The sequence below is a fragment of the Mycobacterium marinum genome (assembly GCF_003391395.1).
GTDB lineage: Bacteria > Actinomycetota > Actinomycetes > Mycobacteriales > Mycobacteriaceae > Mycobacterium > Mycobacterium marinum.
The window spans coordinates 1,629,462-1,646,770 of sequence record NZ_CP024190.1; the positions used below are offsets into that span (position 1 = coordinate 1,629,462).

The following is a 17,309-nucleotide window of genomic DNA, read 5'->3' on the forward strand; positions in this document are numbered from 1 at the left end:
CCCCACAGCTGGTTCAGTGCAGCAAGTGGGCGGCCTGGTTGGCGAGGTCGAGCACCGGTTGCGGCAGGATCCCCAGCAGCACAGTGACCGCCGCACAAACCGCGATCGCCGCCTTGCTCAAGATGCCGGGCGCCACCACTTGCGGTGTGTCGCTGGACTCTTCGGTGAAGAACATCAACACGATCACCCGGACGTAGAAATAGGCGGCCACTCCGCTGGAGATGACACCGATGACCACCAACGGCGCCGCACCGCCCTCGGCGGCGGCCTTGAACACGGAGAACTTGCTGATGAACCCGCTCGTCAGCGGGATGCCGGCGAACGCCAGCAGGAACATCGACAGCATCACGCCCACAATCGGGGAGCGCTGACCCAGCCCGGCCCAATGGGACAGGTTGGCGTCCTCGACCCCTTTCGCGTCGCGGACCAAGCCGACGATGGCGAATGCGCCCACCGTGCTGAAGCTGTAGGCAACCAGGTAGAACAGCGTCGCCGACAGACCCGCCGAGTTGTCGGCGATCACGCCGGTCAGGATGAAGCCGACGTGTGCGACCGACGAATAGGCAAGCATCCGTTTGACGTTGGTCTGGTTCACCGCGGTGATGGTGCCAACCGCCATGGTCAATATCGAAATCGCCCACAGCACCGGCCGCCACTGATCGTGCAGCGGAGGCAGCGCCACGTAGACCACCCGAAGTAGGGCGCCGAAAGCCGCAACCTTGGTGGCCGCCGCCATGAACCCGGTGATCGGCGTGGGTGCGCCTTGGTACACATCGGGAATCCACGAGTGGAAGGGGACAGCGCCAACCTTGAACAGCAGACCGACCGACAGCAGACCGACGCCCACCAACGCCATGGACATATCGCTGCGTGCCGCCAGCGAATCCCGGATACCGGTCAGCGTCAGCGAGCCGGTAGCGCCGTAGAGCAACGCGACACCATAGAGAAAGAAGGCCGAAGAGAACGCGCCCAGCAGGAAGTACTTCAGCGCCGATTCCTGCGACAGCAACCGGCGGTGTCGCGCTAGTCCGCACATCAGATACAGCGGCAGGGAGAGCACTTCGAGCGCGACAAACATGGTCAACAGGTCGTTGGCCGCGGGAAATACCATCATGCCGCCGACGGAAAGCGTGAGCAGCGGGAAGATTTCGGTTTGCGCTGCCCCCGCACGTTGCGCCTCGCGTTCGGCGTCGCTGCCGGGCACGGCCGAAGCCTGCGGCGTGAAGGAGTCGAGTCCGCCGCTGCCCGCGGCGACCGCCGTCTTGGTCTGGGCGGCCACCCGGTGGGCACTGCGTTCAGCGATGAAGATGACCGCCATCACCGCCACCAGCAACACCGTGCCCTGTAAGAACAGCGTTGGTCGATCCACTGCCATCGACCCGAGCACGGCGCGGCGGCCAGTCACCGGAATCGACCGGGCCACCACAATGAGCGCGATGAATGCGGCCACCAACCCGCTCAGGGCCAGCGTCACCTGCGCGCCGTATCGCAGCCGGCGCGGCAGGAACGCCTCGGCCAGCACGCCGACGACGGCGATGCCGAAAACGATGAGCATCGGACACAGCAGGAAGTATTCGATGCTTGGGCTGGGCAAGATCATTCGTGTGGTCCTTCGGCTGTCCGGGGGGCGCCCACACCCGAAACCGGGTGTGGCACCTTGGGCGCGGGATCGTGCTGGCCGATGGTGCTCATGGTGTGCTCGACCGCCGGGTTGATGACATCGAGCACGGGTTTGGGATAGACCCCGAGGATCAGCAACATCGCGATCAGCGGCGCGACCACGATCATTTCGCGTGGCACCAGGTCACCGATGCGCTCGTTGCCCTTGGCCAGCGGTCCGGTCATCACGCGTTGGTACAGCCACAGCATGTAGATGGCGGAAAGCACCAGCGCGGTGACGCCAAAGGCCGCGGCCAGCCAGTAGCGGTTGAAAGTGCCAAGCAGCACCAGAAATTCACTGATGAATGGGGCCAAGCCGGGCAAGGACAGGGTGGCCATGGCCGAAACCAGGAAGGTGCCGGCCAGCACCGGAGCCACCTTCTGCACACCGCCGTAGTCGGCGATCGCCCGGCTGCCGTGGCGCGAGATCAGGAAGCCGGCGATCAGGAAGACCGCGGCCGTCGACAGTCCGTGGTTGAGCATGTACAGCGTCGAACCGCTCTGGCCCTGGGTGGTCATCACGAAGATCCCCGCGATGATGAACCCGAAGTGCGAGATCGACGTGTAGGCGATCAGTCGCATGATGTCGGTCTGACCGATCGCCACGACTGCGCCGTAGATCACGCCGATGATGGCCAGCGTCACGATCAACGGACGGAAATAGGTTGAGGCGTCCGGGAACAGCTGCAGGCAATAGCGCAGCATGCCGAACGTGCCGACCTTGTCCATCACCGCCATCATCAGCACCGCGGTCGCCGGCGTGGACTCCACCGCCGCATCGGGCAACCAGCGGTGGAAGGGCCACAGCGGGGCCTTGATGGCGAACGCAAACATGAATCCGAGGAACAAGGCTTTGAAGACCGCCGGATGTTCGCCGTAATGTCCGCCCTGCACGCCGGCCACGATGTCGCGGAAGTCGAAAGTTCCAGACCCGTTTTGGGCGGTCACCACATAGAGCCCGATAACCGCTGCCAGCATGATCAGCCCGCCGAACAGGTTGTACAGCAGGAACTTTACCGCGGCCGCGGAGCGCGCGCGGCCCTGCCCGAAACCCCCGATGAGGAAGTACATCGGAATGAGCATGGCCTCGAAGAACACGTAGAACAGCAAGACGTCCAGCGCGACCACCGAGATCAGCACCATCGACTCGATGGCCAGCGTCAACGCGACGTAGGCGTGCACACCCCTGGTGCGTTCGCCGCCGTCATTCCAGCCGGCAATCTGCAGCAGCGGGATCAGCACCGTGGTCAGCAGCACCAGCACCACCGCGATGCCATCCACCCCGAGCGTGTAGCTGGCGCCGAACGCCGGGATCCAGGAACGGTTTTCGACGAACTGGTAGTGCTCGCCGCTCGGCTTGAACCCGGTAGCGACGACAACCGACACCGCCAGCGTCACGACGCTGGCGATCAGGCCGGTCCACTTGGCGAGCTGGCGCAGCCCCGGGGGCAGCAAGATGATGAGCACCGAAGCGGCCAGCGGGACCAGCCACAGCAGCGTCAGCCACGGTACGTGTGAGTTCACCACAGCTGCACCGCCAAGAGCACCGCGGCCACCAGGACCGCACCGGCCAGCATCGACAACGCGTAGTTGCGGGCGAAGCCGGTTTGCATTCGTCGTAACCGATTCGACGTCATGCTCACCAATCCGGCCAAAGCGTTGACCGAGCCGTCCACACCCGCGTTGTCGACCTCGACCACCGCGTCGGTCAGTTGCGCGCCAGGGCGCATGAACACCTCCTCGTTGAAGGCATCGGCATACATGTCGGCGCGCGCGGCCGTCGTCAGCACCGAAACCCGGACGGGGGCCACCCGGGGGATGGCAGCGGTGCCGTACATCCGGTAGGCGACCGCGATACCGACGGCGACGACACCGAGCGCCACCGTGGTGCTGACCCAGGTCGGGAGCGCATGGGTGGCTTCCTCATGGGCTCCGACGACGGGCTCGAGCCAACGCTGCAGCGTGCCGCCCATCGCCAGCAGACCACCGGAGAAGACGGAGCCGAAGGCCAGCAGGATCATCGGCCAGGTCATCAGGGCCGGAGCCTCGTGCGGGTGGGCTCCCGGCGCCCACCGCTTCTCACCGAAGAAGGTCATCAGCATCACCCGGGTCATGTAGAACGCGGTGACCCCTGCTCCCAGCAGGGCCGCACCGCCGAGCACATAGCCGCGGGTGTCGCCGGCGCCCAGCGCTGCCTCGATGATCGCGTCCTTGGAGAAGAAGCCCGCGAAGGGTGGCACACCGATGATCGCCAGGTAGCCCAGCCCGAAGGTGACGAAGGTGACGGGCAGGGCGGCGCGCAGCCCCCCGTACCGGCGCATGTCCTGTTCCTCATGCATCGCGTGGATGACCGATCCGGATCCCAGGAACAGTCCGGCCTTGAAGAAACCGTGGGTGAGCAGGTGCATGATCGCGAACGCGTAACCGGCCGGGCCCAGGCCGGCGGCCAGCACCATGTAGCCGATCTGGCTCATCGTCGAGGCGGCCAGCGCGCGTTTGATGTCGTCCTTGGCGCACCCGATGACCGCCCCCAGCAGCAGCGTGACGGTGCCCACCACGACCACGGCCAGCTGTGCGTCCGGCGCCAGGTTGTAGAGCGGGTTGGACCGCACGATCAGGTACACCCCGGCGGTCACCATGGTGGCGGCGTGGATCAGGGCGGACACCGGGGTGGGGCCCTCCATCGCGTCGCCCAACCAGGCCTGCAGCGGCACCTGGGCGGACTTGGCGCACGCCCCCAGCAGCAGCAGCAAACCCATCGCGGTCAGCGCTCCCCGGCTGGCGGCCGGCGCACCGGCAAAGACCCCGGCGTAGGACCAGCGTGCCGAAGGTGCTGAACATGACGAACATGCCCAAAGCCAGCCCGGCGTCGCCAACCCGGTTCATCACGAACGCCTTCTTGGCCGCCGTGGCGGCCGACGGCTTGTGATACCAGAAGCCGATCAGCAGGTAGGACGCCAGGCCCACGCCTTCCCACCCGACGTAGAGCAACACGTAGTTGTCGGCGACCACCAGCAGCAGCATCGAGGCCAAGAACAAATTGAGGTAGCCGAAGAACCTACGGCGATCGGGGTCTTCGGCCATGTAGGCGACCGAGTAGATGTGGATCAGCGATCCGACTCCGGTGATCAGCAGCACGAAGCAAATGGACAGCTGATCGATTTGCAGTCCGAAGTCCACCTGCAGCTGGCTCACCGGCATCCAGGTGAAGACCGTTTGGTGGATGAGCCGATCGTCGGCGGAGCGCCCCACGAGGTCGGCGAGCATGGTCGCGCCAACGCCGAATGAGGCAAGGGCCGCCGCACAACCCAACCAGTGTCCCCACGCGTCGGTCCGCCTACCGCCGAACAGCAAGATCGCGGCACCCGCCAGCGGCAGCGCCACCAGCAGCCAGGTGTGTTGAGTCCCCAGAAAGTTCGTCACTGTGGCGCTATCAGCCTTTGAGTAGGTTCGCGTCGTCGACCGACGCCGATTTGCGGGTACGGAAAATCGTCATGATGATGGCCAGACCGACGACGACTTCGCAGGCTGCGACCACCATCGTGAAGAACGCGACCATTTGTCCGTCCAGATGCCCGTGCATTCGCGCGAACGTGACAAACGCGAGGTTGACGGCGTTGAGCATTAGCTCGACACACATGAACATGACTATCGCATTGCGGCGCAACAACACCCCGGAGGCGCCAATGGTGAACAGTAGCGCCGAAAGATACAGATAGTTGGCGGGATTCATGACGCACCACCTGTGATGGCCTCGGGCGAAGGCGTCTGGAGTCCATCCGCCCCGCGGGTCTGCAGGATCCCCGGGACCGACAACTCGGAGTAGGAGCCGTCGGGCAGCAGCGCGGCGACATCGACCGCATTGTGGCGTGCGTAGACGCCGGGGTTCGGCAGCGGCGTGGGGTGACCGCCGGGGCGGAAGCGCTCCTGGGAGAGTTCGCGTTGGGACTTGCGGCGCTCGAAGCGCTCCCGGTGGGCTAGCACCATCGCGCCGATGGCCGCGGTGATCAGCAGTGCGCTGGTCAACTCGAAGGCCCACAGATAGCGCGAGAAGATCAGCGCCGCCAAGCCCTCGACGTTGCCGTTGGCGTTGGCGGCCGTCAACCCCGCGAAGCCTCCGGCCGCCACATTGCCGATAGCGGCGATCAACAGGACGCCGAATCCGACCCCGATCACCACCGCGGCGACCCGCTGCCCGCGCAGCGTCTCTTTGAGCGACTCCGCGGAGTCCACACCGATGAGCATTAGCACGAACAAGAACAGCATCATCACCGCGCCGGTGTAGACGACGACCTGGACCACCCCCAGGAACAGCGCGTCCTGGATCATGTAGAACACGGCCAGAATGATCATCGTCATCGCCAAGAACATCGCCGAGTACACGGCATTGACGGCCATCACCACCCCGAGCGCGCCGACCAGCGCCAGCGCACCCAGGATCCAGAAGGTCACCGCCTCACCGGTCGAGGTAACGGTGATGGTGTCCGCGGCCAGACTGGAAGCCAGGGTCGAAGTCACCGCGACTCTCCGGTTTTCTGTGTTTCGCGCAAGCCTTCGGCGGTCACGTTGCCCAGGTAGTAGTCCTTGTCGGTGGCGCCGGCAGCCCTGGGATGCGGCGGCGCGGTCATCTCGGGCTGCAGCGGGGCCAGCAGCCGGTCCTTCTCATAGATCAGGTCGGCACGGTTGTCGTCGGCCAACTCGTAGTCATTGGTCATGGTCAGCGCCCGGGTCGGACAAGCCTCGATGCACAGACCGCAACCGATGCAGCGCAGGTAGTTGATCTGGTACACCCGGCCGTAGCGTTCACCCGGGGAAAACCGTTGCTCGTCGGTGTTGTCGGCGCCCTCGACGTAGATCGCGTCAGCCGGGCAGGCCCAAGCGCACAACTCGCAACCGATGCATTTCTCCAGGCCGTCGGGGTAGCGGTTGAGCTGATGGCGGCCGTGATACCGGGGCGCTACCGGACCCGGCTTCTCCGGATACTCCTCGGTGACCGTCTTTTTGAACATTGACCCGAAGGTCACGCCGAATCCGGCAATGGAGTCCAAGAATTTAGCCACGGGCGTTCTCCTTGCTCGCACCAACTGGCTGAGCCAGCGGCTTCATGGGCAGCGGCGGCGTCGGGAACAGCGGTTCCATGGCGCCTTGCTCGTCGGGGCTGGCGGCGGGCTGCTTGCCGCGCCGCCGGGCCTTTGTCACGGCGTTGGGCGTGCTGAACGGTTTTCGTAGCGACATCACCAGGATTGCTGCCACGACGATGCTGCTGACCACCAGCGCCGGTGTCCAGTATTGGTAGCCCTGGTTGCGCAGGGACCGGATCACCGCCGCGATCAGCACCCACACCAGCGAGACGGGAATCAGCAGCTTCCAGCCCAGCGCCATGAACTGGTCGTAGCGCAGCCGAGGGAGCGTGGCGCGCAGCCAGAAGTACATGAACAAAAATCCCCACACCTTGGCGGTGAACCACAGCACCGGCCACCAGCCCGCGTTGGCTCCGTGCCACATGTTCAACGGCCATGGCGCGTGCCAGCCGCCCAGGAACAACGTGGCCGCCAGCGCCGAAACCGTGGTCATGTTGACGTACTCGGCGAGCATGAACATCGCGAACTTCAGCGACGAGTACTCGGTGTGGAAACCGGCCACCAGCTCACCCTCGGCCTCGGGCAGGTCGAAGGGGGCCCGGTTGGTCTCACCCACCATCGAGATGAGGTAGATCACGAACGACGGCAGCAGCAGGAAGACGTACCAGACGCGATCCTGCGCGGCGATGATCTGCGAGGTCGACATGCTGCCGGCATAGAGGAACACGCCCGCGAACGACAGCCCCATGGCCACCTCATAGGAGATGACCTGTGCGGTCGAACGCACCCCACCCAGCAGCGGGTAGGTGGATCCGGATGCCCAGCCGCCGAGCACGATGCCGTACACCCCGATCGCTGACAGGCCCAGGATGAACAGCACCGCCACCGGCAGATCGGTCAACTGCAGCGGCGTGCGATGCCCGAACACCGACACCACCGGACCGAACGGGATGAATGCGAACGCGGTGAACGCGGGAATCACCGAGATGATCGGGGCGACAAAATAAACGAATCGATCGATGCCGCCGGGGGTGATGCTCTCTTTGAGCGCCAGCTTGATTCCGTCGGCCAGGCTTTGCAGCGAGCCCTTGGGCCCCACCCGGTTTGGGCCGGGGCGCAATTGCATCCGGCCCAGCAACTTGCGTTCGGCCAGGATCGCCACCAGCACCGTCAGCATGAGAAAAACGAAGATGGCGATCGCCTTGGCGACGACCAGCCACCAGACGTCATGTCCGAAATCGGTCATCGGCGCCACTCCTGTTCATCGCTTCGCTCTGCATCGTCGCCGGCGCGGGTCATGAGCCGGCGCCGATTCGTACGACGCTGCCGATCCCCGCGCCCAGCTGGCGATACACCGCCGAACCAGGCGAGTTGAGGGGCAGCCACACCACCCGTTCGGGCATGTCAGTGATGTTCAGCGGCAAGGTGATCGAGCCGCGTGACGAGCTGACGGTCACCGCGTCGCCGTCGGCGGCGCCGATCTCGGCGGCAGTTTCTGCCGCCAGACGCACCACCGGTGGCCGTGCGGTGCCGGACAGATGGGGCTCGCCGTCCTGCAACCGCCCCGCGTCGAGCAGCATCCGCCAGCCCGTCAGGATGGCCTCACCCGCCGCGGGTTGGGCCGCACCGGCGGCAGTGACATGGGGGCTGGCGGCGTGCTTGCCATCCCAGTTGCCCAGCGCCGCGAGCTCTTCGCGCGCCGACTCGACCGACGACATCCCTAGATAGACGCCCATCTCATCGGCCAGCGCGTCGAGGACCCGGTGATCTGACTGGCCGGCTTGCTGGGTGCTGCCCCGCAGCGACGGTTCGAATTCGCGGTAGCGGCCCTCCCAGTTGACGAACGCTCCGGACTTCTGCGTGGTCGGCGCGACCGGGAACACCACGTCGGCCCGCTCGGTGACGGGGCTGTGCCGCAGTTCTAGGCTGACCACGAACCCGGCGGCGTCCAGCGCGGCCAGCACCGCGTCAGGGTCCGCGAAGTCGTCGGGCTCCAAGCCTCCCACCAGGAGGGCGTCCAGGTCCCCGTCGGTGGCGGCGGCCAGGATGCCGGCCGCGTCACGTCCAGGGGCGGTCGGCAAGTCGGAAACGTGCCACGCCGCACGAACCTGCGAGCGGGCGGTGTCATCGGCCAGCGGACGGCCGCCGGGCAGCAGCGTGGGCAGCGCGCCGGCCTCCAGTGCGCCACGTTCCCCGGCCCGCCGTGGTACCCAGGCCAGCCGGGCGCCGGTGCTGTCGGCCAACCGTGCCGCGGCGGACAATCCACCGGGCACCGTGGCCATGCGCTCGCCGACCATGATGACCGCGCCCGGCGTCGCCAGCAGGTCACCTAGCTCGCCGGTGGCCAGGGCGTCCAGCGCCGCGGGCTCGGCGCCGGGAGCGGTCTTGATCAGCCGGCCCGACATCTTCTGCAGGCCGCGGGTGGCGAACGGGGCGAGAGCGTAAACGGGAAGACCGTTTTTGCGCGCCGCCTTACGCAGTCGCAAGAACACGATCGGCGACTCGTCTTCCGGCTCGAACCCGACCAGCAGCACCACCGGCGCGGATTCCAGGTCGGCGTAGCTGACGGTTACCGGCCGTCCCGCGATACGTGCGGCCAGGAAGTCGGCCTCCTCGGCCGAGTGCGGCCGGGCCCGGAAGTCGATGTCATTGCTATCCAGGGTGATTCGCGCGAACTTGGCGTAGGCGTAGGCGTCCTCCCAGGTGGCCCGGCCGCCGACCAGCACACCGGTGCGGCCGCGGGCTTCCTGCAGGCCCCGGGCCGCTGCCACGATGGCGTGCGACCACGATGCCGGGACCAGGTTGCCGTCGGTATCGCGGATCAGGGGAGTGGTGATGACGTCCGGCTGGGTCGCGTAGGTGAACGCCCAGCGGCCCTTGTCACAGTTCCACTCTTCGTTGACTTCAGGGTCATCACCGGCGAGCCGGCGCAGCACTTTGCCGCGGCGATGGTCGGTGCGTTGCGCACACCCCGATGCGCAGTGCTCGCAGACGCTGGGGCTCGAGACCAGATCGAATGGGCGCGCCCGGAACCGGTAGGCGGTCCCGGTCAGCGCACCCACCGGGCAGATCTGCACGGTGTTGCCCGAGAAGTAGGAGTCGAACGGTTCGTCGGCATAGATGCCGACTTGCTGCAGGGCGCCGCGCTCCTGCATGTCGATGAACGGGTCCCCGGCAATCTGGTTGGAGAACCGGGTGCACCGGGCGCACAGGATGCAGCGTTCGCGGTCCAGCAACACTTGCGCGGAGATGTTGATCGGCTTGGCGAAGGTGCGCTTGACGTCGGTGAACCGCGACTCGGGCTGCCCGTTGGACATGGCCTGGTTCTGCAGCGGGCATTCACCACCCTTGTCGCACATCGGGCAGTCCAAGGGGTGGTTGATCAGCAGCAATTCCATCACACCGTGCTGCGCCTTGTCGGCGGCCTCGGACGTGAGCTGGGTGCGAACCACCATGTCGTCGGTGGCCACGGTGGTGCACGACGCCAACGGCTTGCGCTGCCCCTCCACCTCGACCAGACATTGCCGACACGCGCCGACCGGCTCGAGCAGCGGGTGATCACAGAACCGTGGGATCTGTATACCCATGAGCTCGGCGGCCCGAATAACCAAAGTCCCTTTGGGAACGCTGATTTCGGCACCGTCGATAGTCAGCGTCACCAGCTCCGGCTGGCTCACCCCGTCGCCGGTCTTGGTATTGGCCGCACTTGTCATTGTGGCCCAGTCCCTTTCGCGGTGTTCCGGCCTGCTGTGAGCATGGAGTCCCGGGGATCGAAGGGGCAACTGCCCTGTTCGACGTGGGCGATGTACTCGTCTTGGAAGTGCTTGATCGAGGACATCACCGGGCTGGCAGCTCCGTCACCCAGGGCGCAGAACGACTTTCCCAAAATGGAATCCGAGATGTCGAGCAACTTGTCGATATCCTCGCGGGTGCCCTTGCCCGTTTCGAGGCGCGCGTAGATCTTGTCCAGCCAGAACGTGCCTTCTCGGCACGGGGTGCATTTGCCGCATGATTCGTGCTTGTAGAACTCGGTCCAGCGCCGCACCGCACGGACCACACAGGTGGTCTCGTCGAAGATCTCCAGCGCTTTGGTGCCCAGCATGGACCCCACGCCGCCGACGCCCTCGTAGTCCAGCGGCACATCGAGGTGCTCGTCGGTGAGCAATGGGGTCGACGATCCGCCCGGCGTCCAGAACTTCAGTTGGTGCCCGGCCCGTATCCCGCCGGCGTAGTCGAGCAATTCGCGCAGGGTAATCCCCAGTGGGGCCTCGTACTGGCCGGGCCGGGTGACGTGGCCGGACAGCGAATACAGGGTGAAGCCGGGCGACTTCTCGCTGCCCATCGAGCGGAACCAGTCGACTCCGTTGAGGATGATGGACGGGACGCTGGCGATCGTTTCGACGTTGTTGATCACCGTCGGGCAGCCGTAGAGCCCGGCAACCGCGGGGAAGGGGGGCCGCAGGCGTGGCTGACCGCGCCGGCCCTCGAGCGAATCCAGCAGCGCGGTCTCCTCGCCGCAGATGTAGGCGCCCGCGCCGGCGTGGACCACCAGTTCCAGATCGAATCCGGAGCCATTGATGTTGCGGCCCAACAATCCCGCGGCGTATGCCTCGGTCACCGCGTTCTGCAGGCGGCGCAACACCGGCAGCACCTCGCCGCGCACGTAGATGAACGCGTGGCTGGCCCGGATCGCGTAGGCGGCGATGATGACGCCCTCGACGAGCACGTGCGGTGTGGCCAGCATCAGCGGAATGTCTTTGCACGTGCCGGGTTCGGACTCGTCGGCGTTGACCACCAAATAGTGGGGCTTGGCCGCGGGACCGGCATCGCCCTGCGGAATGAACGACCACTTGGTGCCGGTGGAGAAGCCGGCGCCGCCGCGTCCGCGCAGACCCGAATCCTTCACCGTTCCGATCACCGCGTCGGGCCCCATGGCCAGGGCCTTCTCCAGCGCCCGGTACCCGTCGTGACGACGGTAGGTGGCCAGCGTCCACGACTCGGGGTCGTCCCAGTAACGACTGATGACCGGCGTCAAAGGTGTTGCCTGGGAAGTCATCACTGCCCTCCAGGTGCCGGCGGTGCCTGCATGTCGTTGTCTTGCGCCACCCGCAGTCCGGCCAATGTCGCGGCACCCGCACCGCCCTGGCCCTGGTCGGGTCGGGTGTCGGGCAAGCCGGCCAGAATGCGCGATGTCTGGCGGAAGCCGCACAGTGGAGCGCCCCGGGTAGGCGCGATCGGTTCGCCCGAGCGCAGCGAGTCAACGAGTTCGCGCGCCGATTCCGGTGTCTGGTTGTCAAAGAATTCCCAGTTGACCATCACCACTGGCGCGTAGTCGCACGCCGCGTTGCATTCGATGTGTTGCAAGGTGACCGAGCCATCGGAGGTGGTCTCGTCGTTGCCGACGCCGAGGTGGTCTTTGAGGGTCTCAAAGATTGCGTCGCCGCCCATCACCGCGCACAGGGTGTTGGTGCAGACGCCGACCAGGTATTCGCCGGTCGGCCCACGGCGATACATGGTGTAGAAGCTGGCCACCGCCGAAACCTCGGCTCCGGTCAGGCCCAACTGATTTGCGCAGAACTGCAGGCCCGCGGGGGTCAGGTAGGAGTCCTCGCCCTGCACCAGGTGCAGCAACGGCAGCAGCGCGGAGCGCTGGTCGGGATAGCGGCCGATGATCTCCTTGGCTTCGATCTCCAGCCGTGCCAGCGCATCCGGCGGGTAGGACTGCGGGGCACCCTCAACCATGAATTGGTTGGGCTCCTCGGGCGGCGGTCCGAGCCGGACGAATACCGGCTGACTCTGTGGCGCGTTCACCGATCCACCCCTCCCATCACGGGATCGATGCTGGCGACCGCGGTAATCAAGTCGGCAACCATCCCGCCTTCGGACATTGCTGCAACCGCTTGCAGGTTGGTGAACGAGGGGTCGCGGTAGTGCACGCGGTATGGGCGGGTGCCGCCATCGCTGACCATGTGCACGCCGAGCTCGCCGCGCGGTGATTCCACAGCCACGTACACCTGACCGGCCGGCACCCGGATCCCTTCGGTGACCAGCTTGAAGTGGTGGATCAGGGCTTCCATCGAACTACCCATGATCTTGGCGATGTGTTCGGGTGAGTTGCCCATGCCGTCGGGCCCCACCTTCAAGTCGGCCGGCCACGCCAGTTTGCGGTCCTCGATCATGGTCGGCCCGGGTCGCAGCCTGTCCAGACACTGCTCGACGATCTTGATCGATTCCCACATCTCTTTGACACGAATCATGTAGCGGCCGTAGGCATCGCAACCGTCAGCGGTGATCACGTCGAACTCGTAGTTCTCATAGCCGCAATAGGGCTCGCTCTTGCGCAGATCGTGGGGCAGCCCCGTGGATCGCAGGATCGGGCCGGTGATGCCCAGGGCCATGCATCCGGCCAGATCCAGGTAGCCGACGTCCTGGGTGCGCGCCTTCCAGATAGCGTTTTCGTTGAGCAGATCCCCCATCTCGCGCAGCGGCTGGCGAAGATCCGCAATGGCTTTGGCGATCTCGGTAGGCCCATCCGGTGGCAGGTCCTGTGCCACACCGCCGGGCCGGATGTAGGCGCTGTTCATCCGCAGGCCGGTGATCGACTCGAACAGGCTGAGAATGATCTCGCGGGCCCGGAAACCGACGAACATCGGTGTCATGGCACCCAATTCCATGCCGCCGGTGGCCAAAGCGACCAAGTGCGAGGAGATCCGGTTGAGCTCCATCATCATCACCCGGATGACGTTGACCCGCTCGGGAATCTCGTCGGTGATGCCCAGGAGTTTCTCGACACCCAGACAGTAGGCGGTCTCGTTGAAGAACGGCGACAGGTAGTCCATCCGGGTCACGAAGGTGACGCCCTGAGTCCAGTACCGGTATTCGAGGTTCTTCTCGATTCCGGTGTGCAGGTAGCCGATTCCGCACCGGGCCTCGGTGACGGTTTCACCCTCGATCTCGAGGATCAGCCGAAGCACCCCATGGGTGGAAGGGTGCTGGGGCCCCATGTTGACGACGATGCGTTCCCCGGGGTCGGCGCCGCGGGCGGCCTCGACGATCTCGTTCCAGTCCTGTCCGCCCGCGACCAGCACGGTTTCGGTGTCGGTCATTTCTCTTCTTGTTTCGTCATCAGTTGTAACCCCTTCGCTCGTCGGGCGGGGGTATCTGCGCGCCCTTGTATTCGACCGGGATGCCGCCGAGTGGATAGTCCTTGCGCTGTGGGTGCCCCTGCCAGTCATCAGGCATCTCGATTCGCGTCAGCGAGGGATGCCCGTCGAAGATGATGCCGAAGAAGTCGTATGTCTCGCGCTCATGCCAATCGTTGGTCGGGTAGACGGCGTATAGCGACGGGATATGCGGATCGCTGTCGGGGGCAGACACTTCCAGCCGCAGGCGACGGTTGTGGGTGATCGATTGCAGCGGGTAAACCGCGTGTAGTTCGCGGCCGGTCTCATGCGGGTAGTGCACCCCGTTGACTCCCAGGCACAGCTCAAAGCGCAATTCCGGCTCGTCGCGGAGGGACTGTGCGACTCGCAGTAGGGCCTCGCGGCGAACGTGCAGGGTCAACTCGTTGCGATAGACCACGACTTTCTCTATGGCATCCTCGAATTCGACGCCGTCGCGGTTCAGCGCCTCGGCCAGGCGATCGGCGATCTCGTCGAAGTAGAAGCCGTACGGGCGGGGGCTACTGCCCGGCAGCACGATCTCGCGCACCAATCGCCCGTATCCGGAGGTGTCGCCGGTGCCTTTGACGCCGAACATGCCGCGACGCACGTCGACCACTTCTTCATTGGAGGAGCCGGTTTGGCCCGCTGCGTCTGATGGGTTCTGGTCTGGCGAGCTCATCGCAGCAATCCACGCATCTCGATAGTGGGCCTGGCCAACATCGCCGCCTCTTCGGCTTCGGCGATGGCGCGTTCCCGGTTGACGCCAAGCGGCATTTCCTGAATCTTCTCGTGCAGCTTGAGGATTGCGTGCAACAGCATTTCCGGACGGGGTGGACAGCCGGGCAGGTAGATGTCGACCGGAACAACGTGGTCCACGCCTTGCACGATCGCGTAGTTGTTGAACATCCCGCCCGACGATGCGCACACGCCCATGGCCAGAACCCATTTCGGCTCGGCCATCTGGTCGTAGATCTGGCGCAGCACCGGCGCCATCTTCTGGCTGACCCGCCCCGCCACAATCATCAGGTCCGCTTGGCGTGGCGTCGCCGAAAACCGCTCCATCCCAAACCGGGCGATGTCGAACCTCGGCCCCGCGGTTGCCATCATCTCGATTGCGCAGCATGCCAGCCCGAACGTCGCCGGCCACAGTGAGTTCTTGCGGACATAGCCCGCTACCTTCTCGACTGTCGACAACAGGATTCCGCCGGGTAGTTGTTCTTCCAGTCCCACGACCTACCTCAATCCCACGTCAGGCCCCCGCGGCGCCACACGTATGCGTACGCCACGAACACCGTGAGCATGAATATCGCCATCTCAACTAGAGCAAACGTCCCCAGTGCATCGAAGCTGACCGCCCATGGATAGAGGAACACGATTTCGATGTCGAAGACGATAAACAACATTGCGGTCAGGTAATACTTCACCGGGAACCGCTGCCCGCTCGCCGTTTCGCGGCCGCTGGCCCCGGCTTGCGCCTCGGTGGGTTCGATTCCGCATTCGTAGGCGGCAAGTTTCGACCGGTTGAAGCGGGTCGGTCCGACCAGGCTTGCGATCACAACCGAGACCACGGCGAAGCCGGCGGCGAGCGTCGCCAGTACCAGGATGGGTATGTAAGCGTTCAAGTCGCTCCATGATCCGTCGTACGGGCCGCCAGCACGGCGGCCGGGCGGCTGACTGGGCTGCTGTGACGGACCGGGCGTGTGGACCGTCACAGTGACCTTCAACATAGTCGCGCTTCGGCGGGGCTACATGCCGGGGGGTCAACCTGGTGGACATCCCCAGGATGCGCGCCCGCGTCGCGCCTGGCTTGCTGGTCACGGTGATGAGCGGCCAGGGTCAGCGCGGGGTCGCGTCATCGGCGATTGCCGCCGATTGACGTAGCTGGTTGCCGTCGAGTGCCGGTGCGGATTCCTATGAAAGTCAGGTAAACCGTCGGATAACTGGCACCACTTGTTGCTAATGTTTGCTGCTGGCGGGTTGTCGCTGGGGAGTTCGCGAAAGGCAGTGCAATACTGCCCCGCGATCTGGGAGGATTGATGCCGTGAGTTTCTTTGTGCTGCCACCGGAGATCAATTCTCTGCGAATGTTTATTGGTGCTGGCACAGCGCCGATGCTGGAGGCGGCCGCGGCCTGGCAGGGGCTTGCCGAGGAGCTGAGCACCGCGGCGCAATCGTTTGCTTCGGTGACCGCCGGGTTGGCGGGTCAGGCCTGGCAGGGTTCGGCGGCGATGGCGATGGCCTCGGCGGCGGCGCCGTACGCGGGCTGGTTGGCCGCGGCCGCGGCGCAATCGGCTGGAGCGGCGGGCAACGCCCGGGCCGTGGCAAGCATGTTCGAGGCGGCGCAGGCCGCAACGGTGCTTCCGACATCGATATCGGCCAACCGCAATGCATTCGTGCAGCTGGTGATGTCGAATCTGTTCGGTCAGAACGCACCGGCGATAGCGGCTGCCGAGTCCATCTACGAAGAGATGTGGGCCGCCGACGTTGCGGCGATGTCCGGGTACTACTCCGGGGTGTCGGCGGTGGCGGCGCAAGTGGTGCCGTGGCAATCCGTGCTGAAGGGCTTGCCGGGGCTTGCCTCCGGCCTGGCGGGCGGCGCCGGTGCCGGTAGTGGTTTTGCCGGCGGGTCCGGCATGGTGGGCGGCGCCGCGGGGAGCCCTGGGAGCCAAGGTGGCGCGGGTGCGGGCAGCGACACCGCCGGCGCCAATGCTGGTGGTGACGCCAGCTCCAGCGTTGTTGCTGGTGGCGGTGCCGGAGGTGCCGGTTTGGTTGGTGCGGGCGGTTACGCCAGTGGTGGGGGCGGCGCAGATTCCGGTGCCATGGTGGCCCCGGGCGGTGCGGCCAATGGCACCGTCGATGGGGCGAGTAGCGGTGTCGGCGGCGGCGGTGGCGGGATGGCCGCCAGTGCCGGCGCGGCGACTCCCGGGATGGGAGCCATGGCCATGCCGATCGCTGGCATGGCTGCCGCCCGCGCCGCGATGGCGGCCAGTGGTGGTCAATCCGGGCCGGTGAATGCCGGCCCGCCGGTCCGAGAGACCGCCCCCGCGGCTCCAGAACCCGAAGCAGCGGCTCCGGCGCCAGAGGAAGTCGAAGCGCCGGTACCGCAAATGGCGGTCTTGCCGACGGCGGATCCCGGCATTGCCGCGGCGGCCGCACCGGGATCAAAGCCTCAGGCAGCGCGGGCCACCGGTACTACCGGAATTCCCGCGTCGCCGCTGCGTTATTCGCCGGCCGGAACGGAATCGAAGCGGTCGGCGCCAACGCAGGATCAACAAGATGGTGCCGAACAGACAGCTGCCGAGGACACCGTGGTGCCGTTGCGGCCGGAGGCGGTGGCCGGGGAATTGCGCTCTCGCGTGCAGGAACCGTCCGGCATTCAAATGCGGGGTGGCTGAACAACCGGCGCC

Annotated in this window: 13 protein-coding genes and 2 pseudogenes; 1 reads left to right on the forward strand and 14 read right to left on the reverse strand. The window is 65.7% G+C overall.

Annotated features, from left to right (window positions below; genetic code table 11):
- Positions 1–13: 13 nt before the first annotated feature.
- The 14 genes and pseudogenes from nuoN to CCUG20998_RS06890 form a co-directional block, all read right to left on the reverse strand.
- The gene (nuoN, locus tag CCUG20998_RS06825) at positions 14–1,600 is read right to left on the reverse strand and encodes an NADH-quinone oxidoreductase subunit NuoN (protein WP_020732226.1); all 1,587 of its coding nucleotides are present in this window, start codon (positions 1,598–1,600) and stop codon (positions 14–16) included.
- Positions 1,597–3,183: an NADH-quinone oxidoreductase subunit M gene (locus tag CCUG20998_RS06830; protein ID WP_020732227.1), complete on the reverse strand. Its 1,587-nt coding sequence runs from the start codon at positions 3,181–3,183 to the stop codon at positions 1,597–1,599. The genes nuoN and CCUG20998_RS06830 overlap by 4 nt, the downstream gene beginning before the upstream one ends.
- Positions 3,180–5,082: pseudogene (gene nuoL / locus CCUG20998_RS06835) on the reverse strand (NADH-quinone oxidoreductase subunit L). Before nuoL ends, CCUG20998_RS06830 begins: the two are co-directional and overlap by 4 nt.
- A 10-nt stretch (positions 5,083–5,092) precedes the next feature.
- Complete coding sequence (gene nuoK / locus CCUG20998_RS06840) at positions 5,093–5,392, reverse strand: NADH-quinone oxidoreductase subunit NuoK (RefSeq protein WP_020732228.1); 300 nt, start codon at positions 5,390–5,392, stop codon at positions 5,093–5,095.
- Positions 5,389–6,165 (reverse strand): NADH-quinone oxidoreductase subunit J, encoded by a 777-nt coding sequence (locus tag CCUG20998_RS06845; protein ID WP_099052696.1) that lies wholly within the window; start codon positions 6,163–6,165, stop codon positions 5,389–5,391. The genes nuoK and CCUG20998_RS06845 overlap by 4 nt, the downstream gene beginning before the upstream one ends.
- Positions 6,166–6,173: 8 nt before the next feature.
- Positions 6,174–6,737, reverse strand: a pseudogene (gene nuoI, locus CCUG20998_RS06850) (NADH-quinone oxidoreductase subunit NuoI); the annotation flags it as partial.
- Positions 6,712–7,986 (reverse strand): NADH-quinone oxidoreductase subunit NuoH, encoded by a 1,275-nt coding sequence (gene nuoH / locus CCUG20998_RS06855; RefSeq protein WP_036457420.1) that lies wholly within the window; start codon positions 7,984–7,986, stop codon positions 6,712–6,714. The pseudogene nuoI and the gene nuoH, both read right to left, overlap by 26 nt.
- A 49-nt stretch (positions 7,987–8,035) precedes the next feature.
- Positions 8,036–10,453 carry an NADH-quinone oxidoreductase subunit G gene (locus tag CCUG20998_RS06860; protein ID WP_020727189.1) on the reverse strand — a complete coding sequence of 806 codons (2,418 nt, stop codon included), beginning with the start codon at positions 10,451–10,453 and terminating at the stop codon, positions 8,036–8,038.
- Positions 10,450–11,796: an NADH-quinone oxidoreductase subunit NuoF gene (gene nuoF / locus CCUG20998_RS06865; protein ID WP_020732231.1), complete on the reverse strand. Its 1,347-nt coding sequence runs from the start codon at positions 11,794–11,796 to the stop codon at positions 10,450–10,452. Before nuoF ends, CCUG20998_RS06860 begins: the two co-directional genes overlap by 4 nt.
- Entirely contained in the window at positions 11,796–12,482 is a 687-nt protein-coding gene (gene nuoE, locus CCUG20998_RS06870; protein WP_231389869.1) for an NADH-quinone oxidoreductase subunit NuoE, read from the reverse strand. Before nuoE ends, nuoF begins: the two co-directional genes overlap by 1 nt.
- Before the next feature lie 65 nt (positions 12,483–12,547).
- On the reverse strand, positions 12,548–13,846 hold the full coding sequence (nuoD, locus tag CCUG20998_RS06875) for an NADH dehydrogenase (quinone) subunit D (protein WP_012393324.1): 1,299 nt from the start codon (positions 13,844–13,846) through the stop codon (positions 12,548–12,550).
- A gap of 19 nt (positions 13,847–13,865) precedes the next feature.
- The gene (locus CCUG20998_RS06880; RefSeq protein ID WP_012393325.1) at positions 13,866–14,582 is read right to left on the reverse strand and encodes an NADH-quinone oxidoreductase subunit C; all 717 of its coding nucleotides are present in this window, start codon (positions 14,580–14,582) and stop codon (positions 13,866–13,868) included.
- Entirely contained in the window at positions 14,579–15,133 is a 555-nt protein-coding gene (locus tag CCUG20998_RS06885) for a NuoB/complex I 20 kDa subunit family protein (protein ID WP_011740423.1), read from the reverse strand. Before CCUG20998_RS06885 ends, CCUG20998_RS06880 begins: the two co-directional genes overlap by 4 nt.
- Before the next feature lie 8 nt (positions 15,134–15,141).
- Positions 15,142–15,525 (reverse strand): NADH-quinone oxidoreductase subunit A, encoded by a 384-nt coding sequence (locus tag CCUG20998_RS06890; RefSeq protein ID WP_011740422.1) that lies wholly within the window; start codon positions 15,523–15,525, stop codon positions 15,142–15,144.
- A 419-nt stretch (positions 15,526–15,944) separates the two neighbouring features.
- Here CCUG20998_RS06890 and CCUG20998_RS06895 point away from each other — a divergent pair, with 419 nt between their 5' ends.
- Positions 15,945–17,297 (forward strand): PPE family protein, encoded by a 1,353-nt coding sequence (locus CCUG20998_RS06895; RefSeq protein ID WP_020732234.1) that lies wholly within the window; start codon positions 15,945–15,947, stop codon positions 17,295–17,297.
- Positions 17,298–17,309: the final 12 nt, after the last annotated feature.

Excerpts from the sequence above, each read along its gene's own strand:
- nuoN (WP_020732226.1), bottom strand. The coding sequence starts at position 1,600 with ATGATCTTGCCCAGCCCAAGCATCGAATACTTCCTGCTGTGTCCGATG.
- nuoK (WP_020732228.1), bottom strand. The coding sequence starts at position 5,392 with ATGAATCCCGCCAACTATCTGTATCTTTCGGCGCTACTGTTCACCATT.
- nuoH (WP_036457420.1), bottom strand. The coding sequence starts at position 7,986 with ATGACCGATTTCGGACATGACGTCTGGTGGCTGGTCGTCGCCAAGGCG.
- CCUG20998_RS06860 (WP_020727189.1), bottom strand. The coding sequence starts at position 10,453 with ATGACAAGTGCGGCCAATACCAAGACCGGCGACGGGGTGAGCCAGCCG.
- nuoF (WP_020732231.1), bottom strand. The coding sequence starts at position 11,796 with ATGACTTCCCAGGCAACACCTTTGACGCCGGTCATCAGTCGTTACTGG.
- nuoE (WP_231389869.1), bottom strand. The coding sequence starts at position 12,482 with ATGGTTGAGGGTGCCCCGCAGTCCTACCCGCCGGATGCGCTGGCACGG.
- nuoD (WP_012393324.1), bottom strand. The coding sequence starts at position 13,846 with ATGACCGACACCGAAACCGTGCTGGTCGCGGGCGGACAGGACTGGAAC.
- CCUG20998_RS06880 (WP_012393325.1), bottom strand. The coding sequence starts at position 14,582 with ATGAGCTCGCCAGACCAGAACCCATCAGACGCAGCGGGCCAAACCGGC.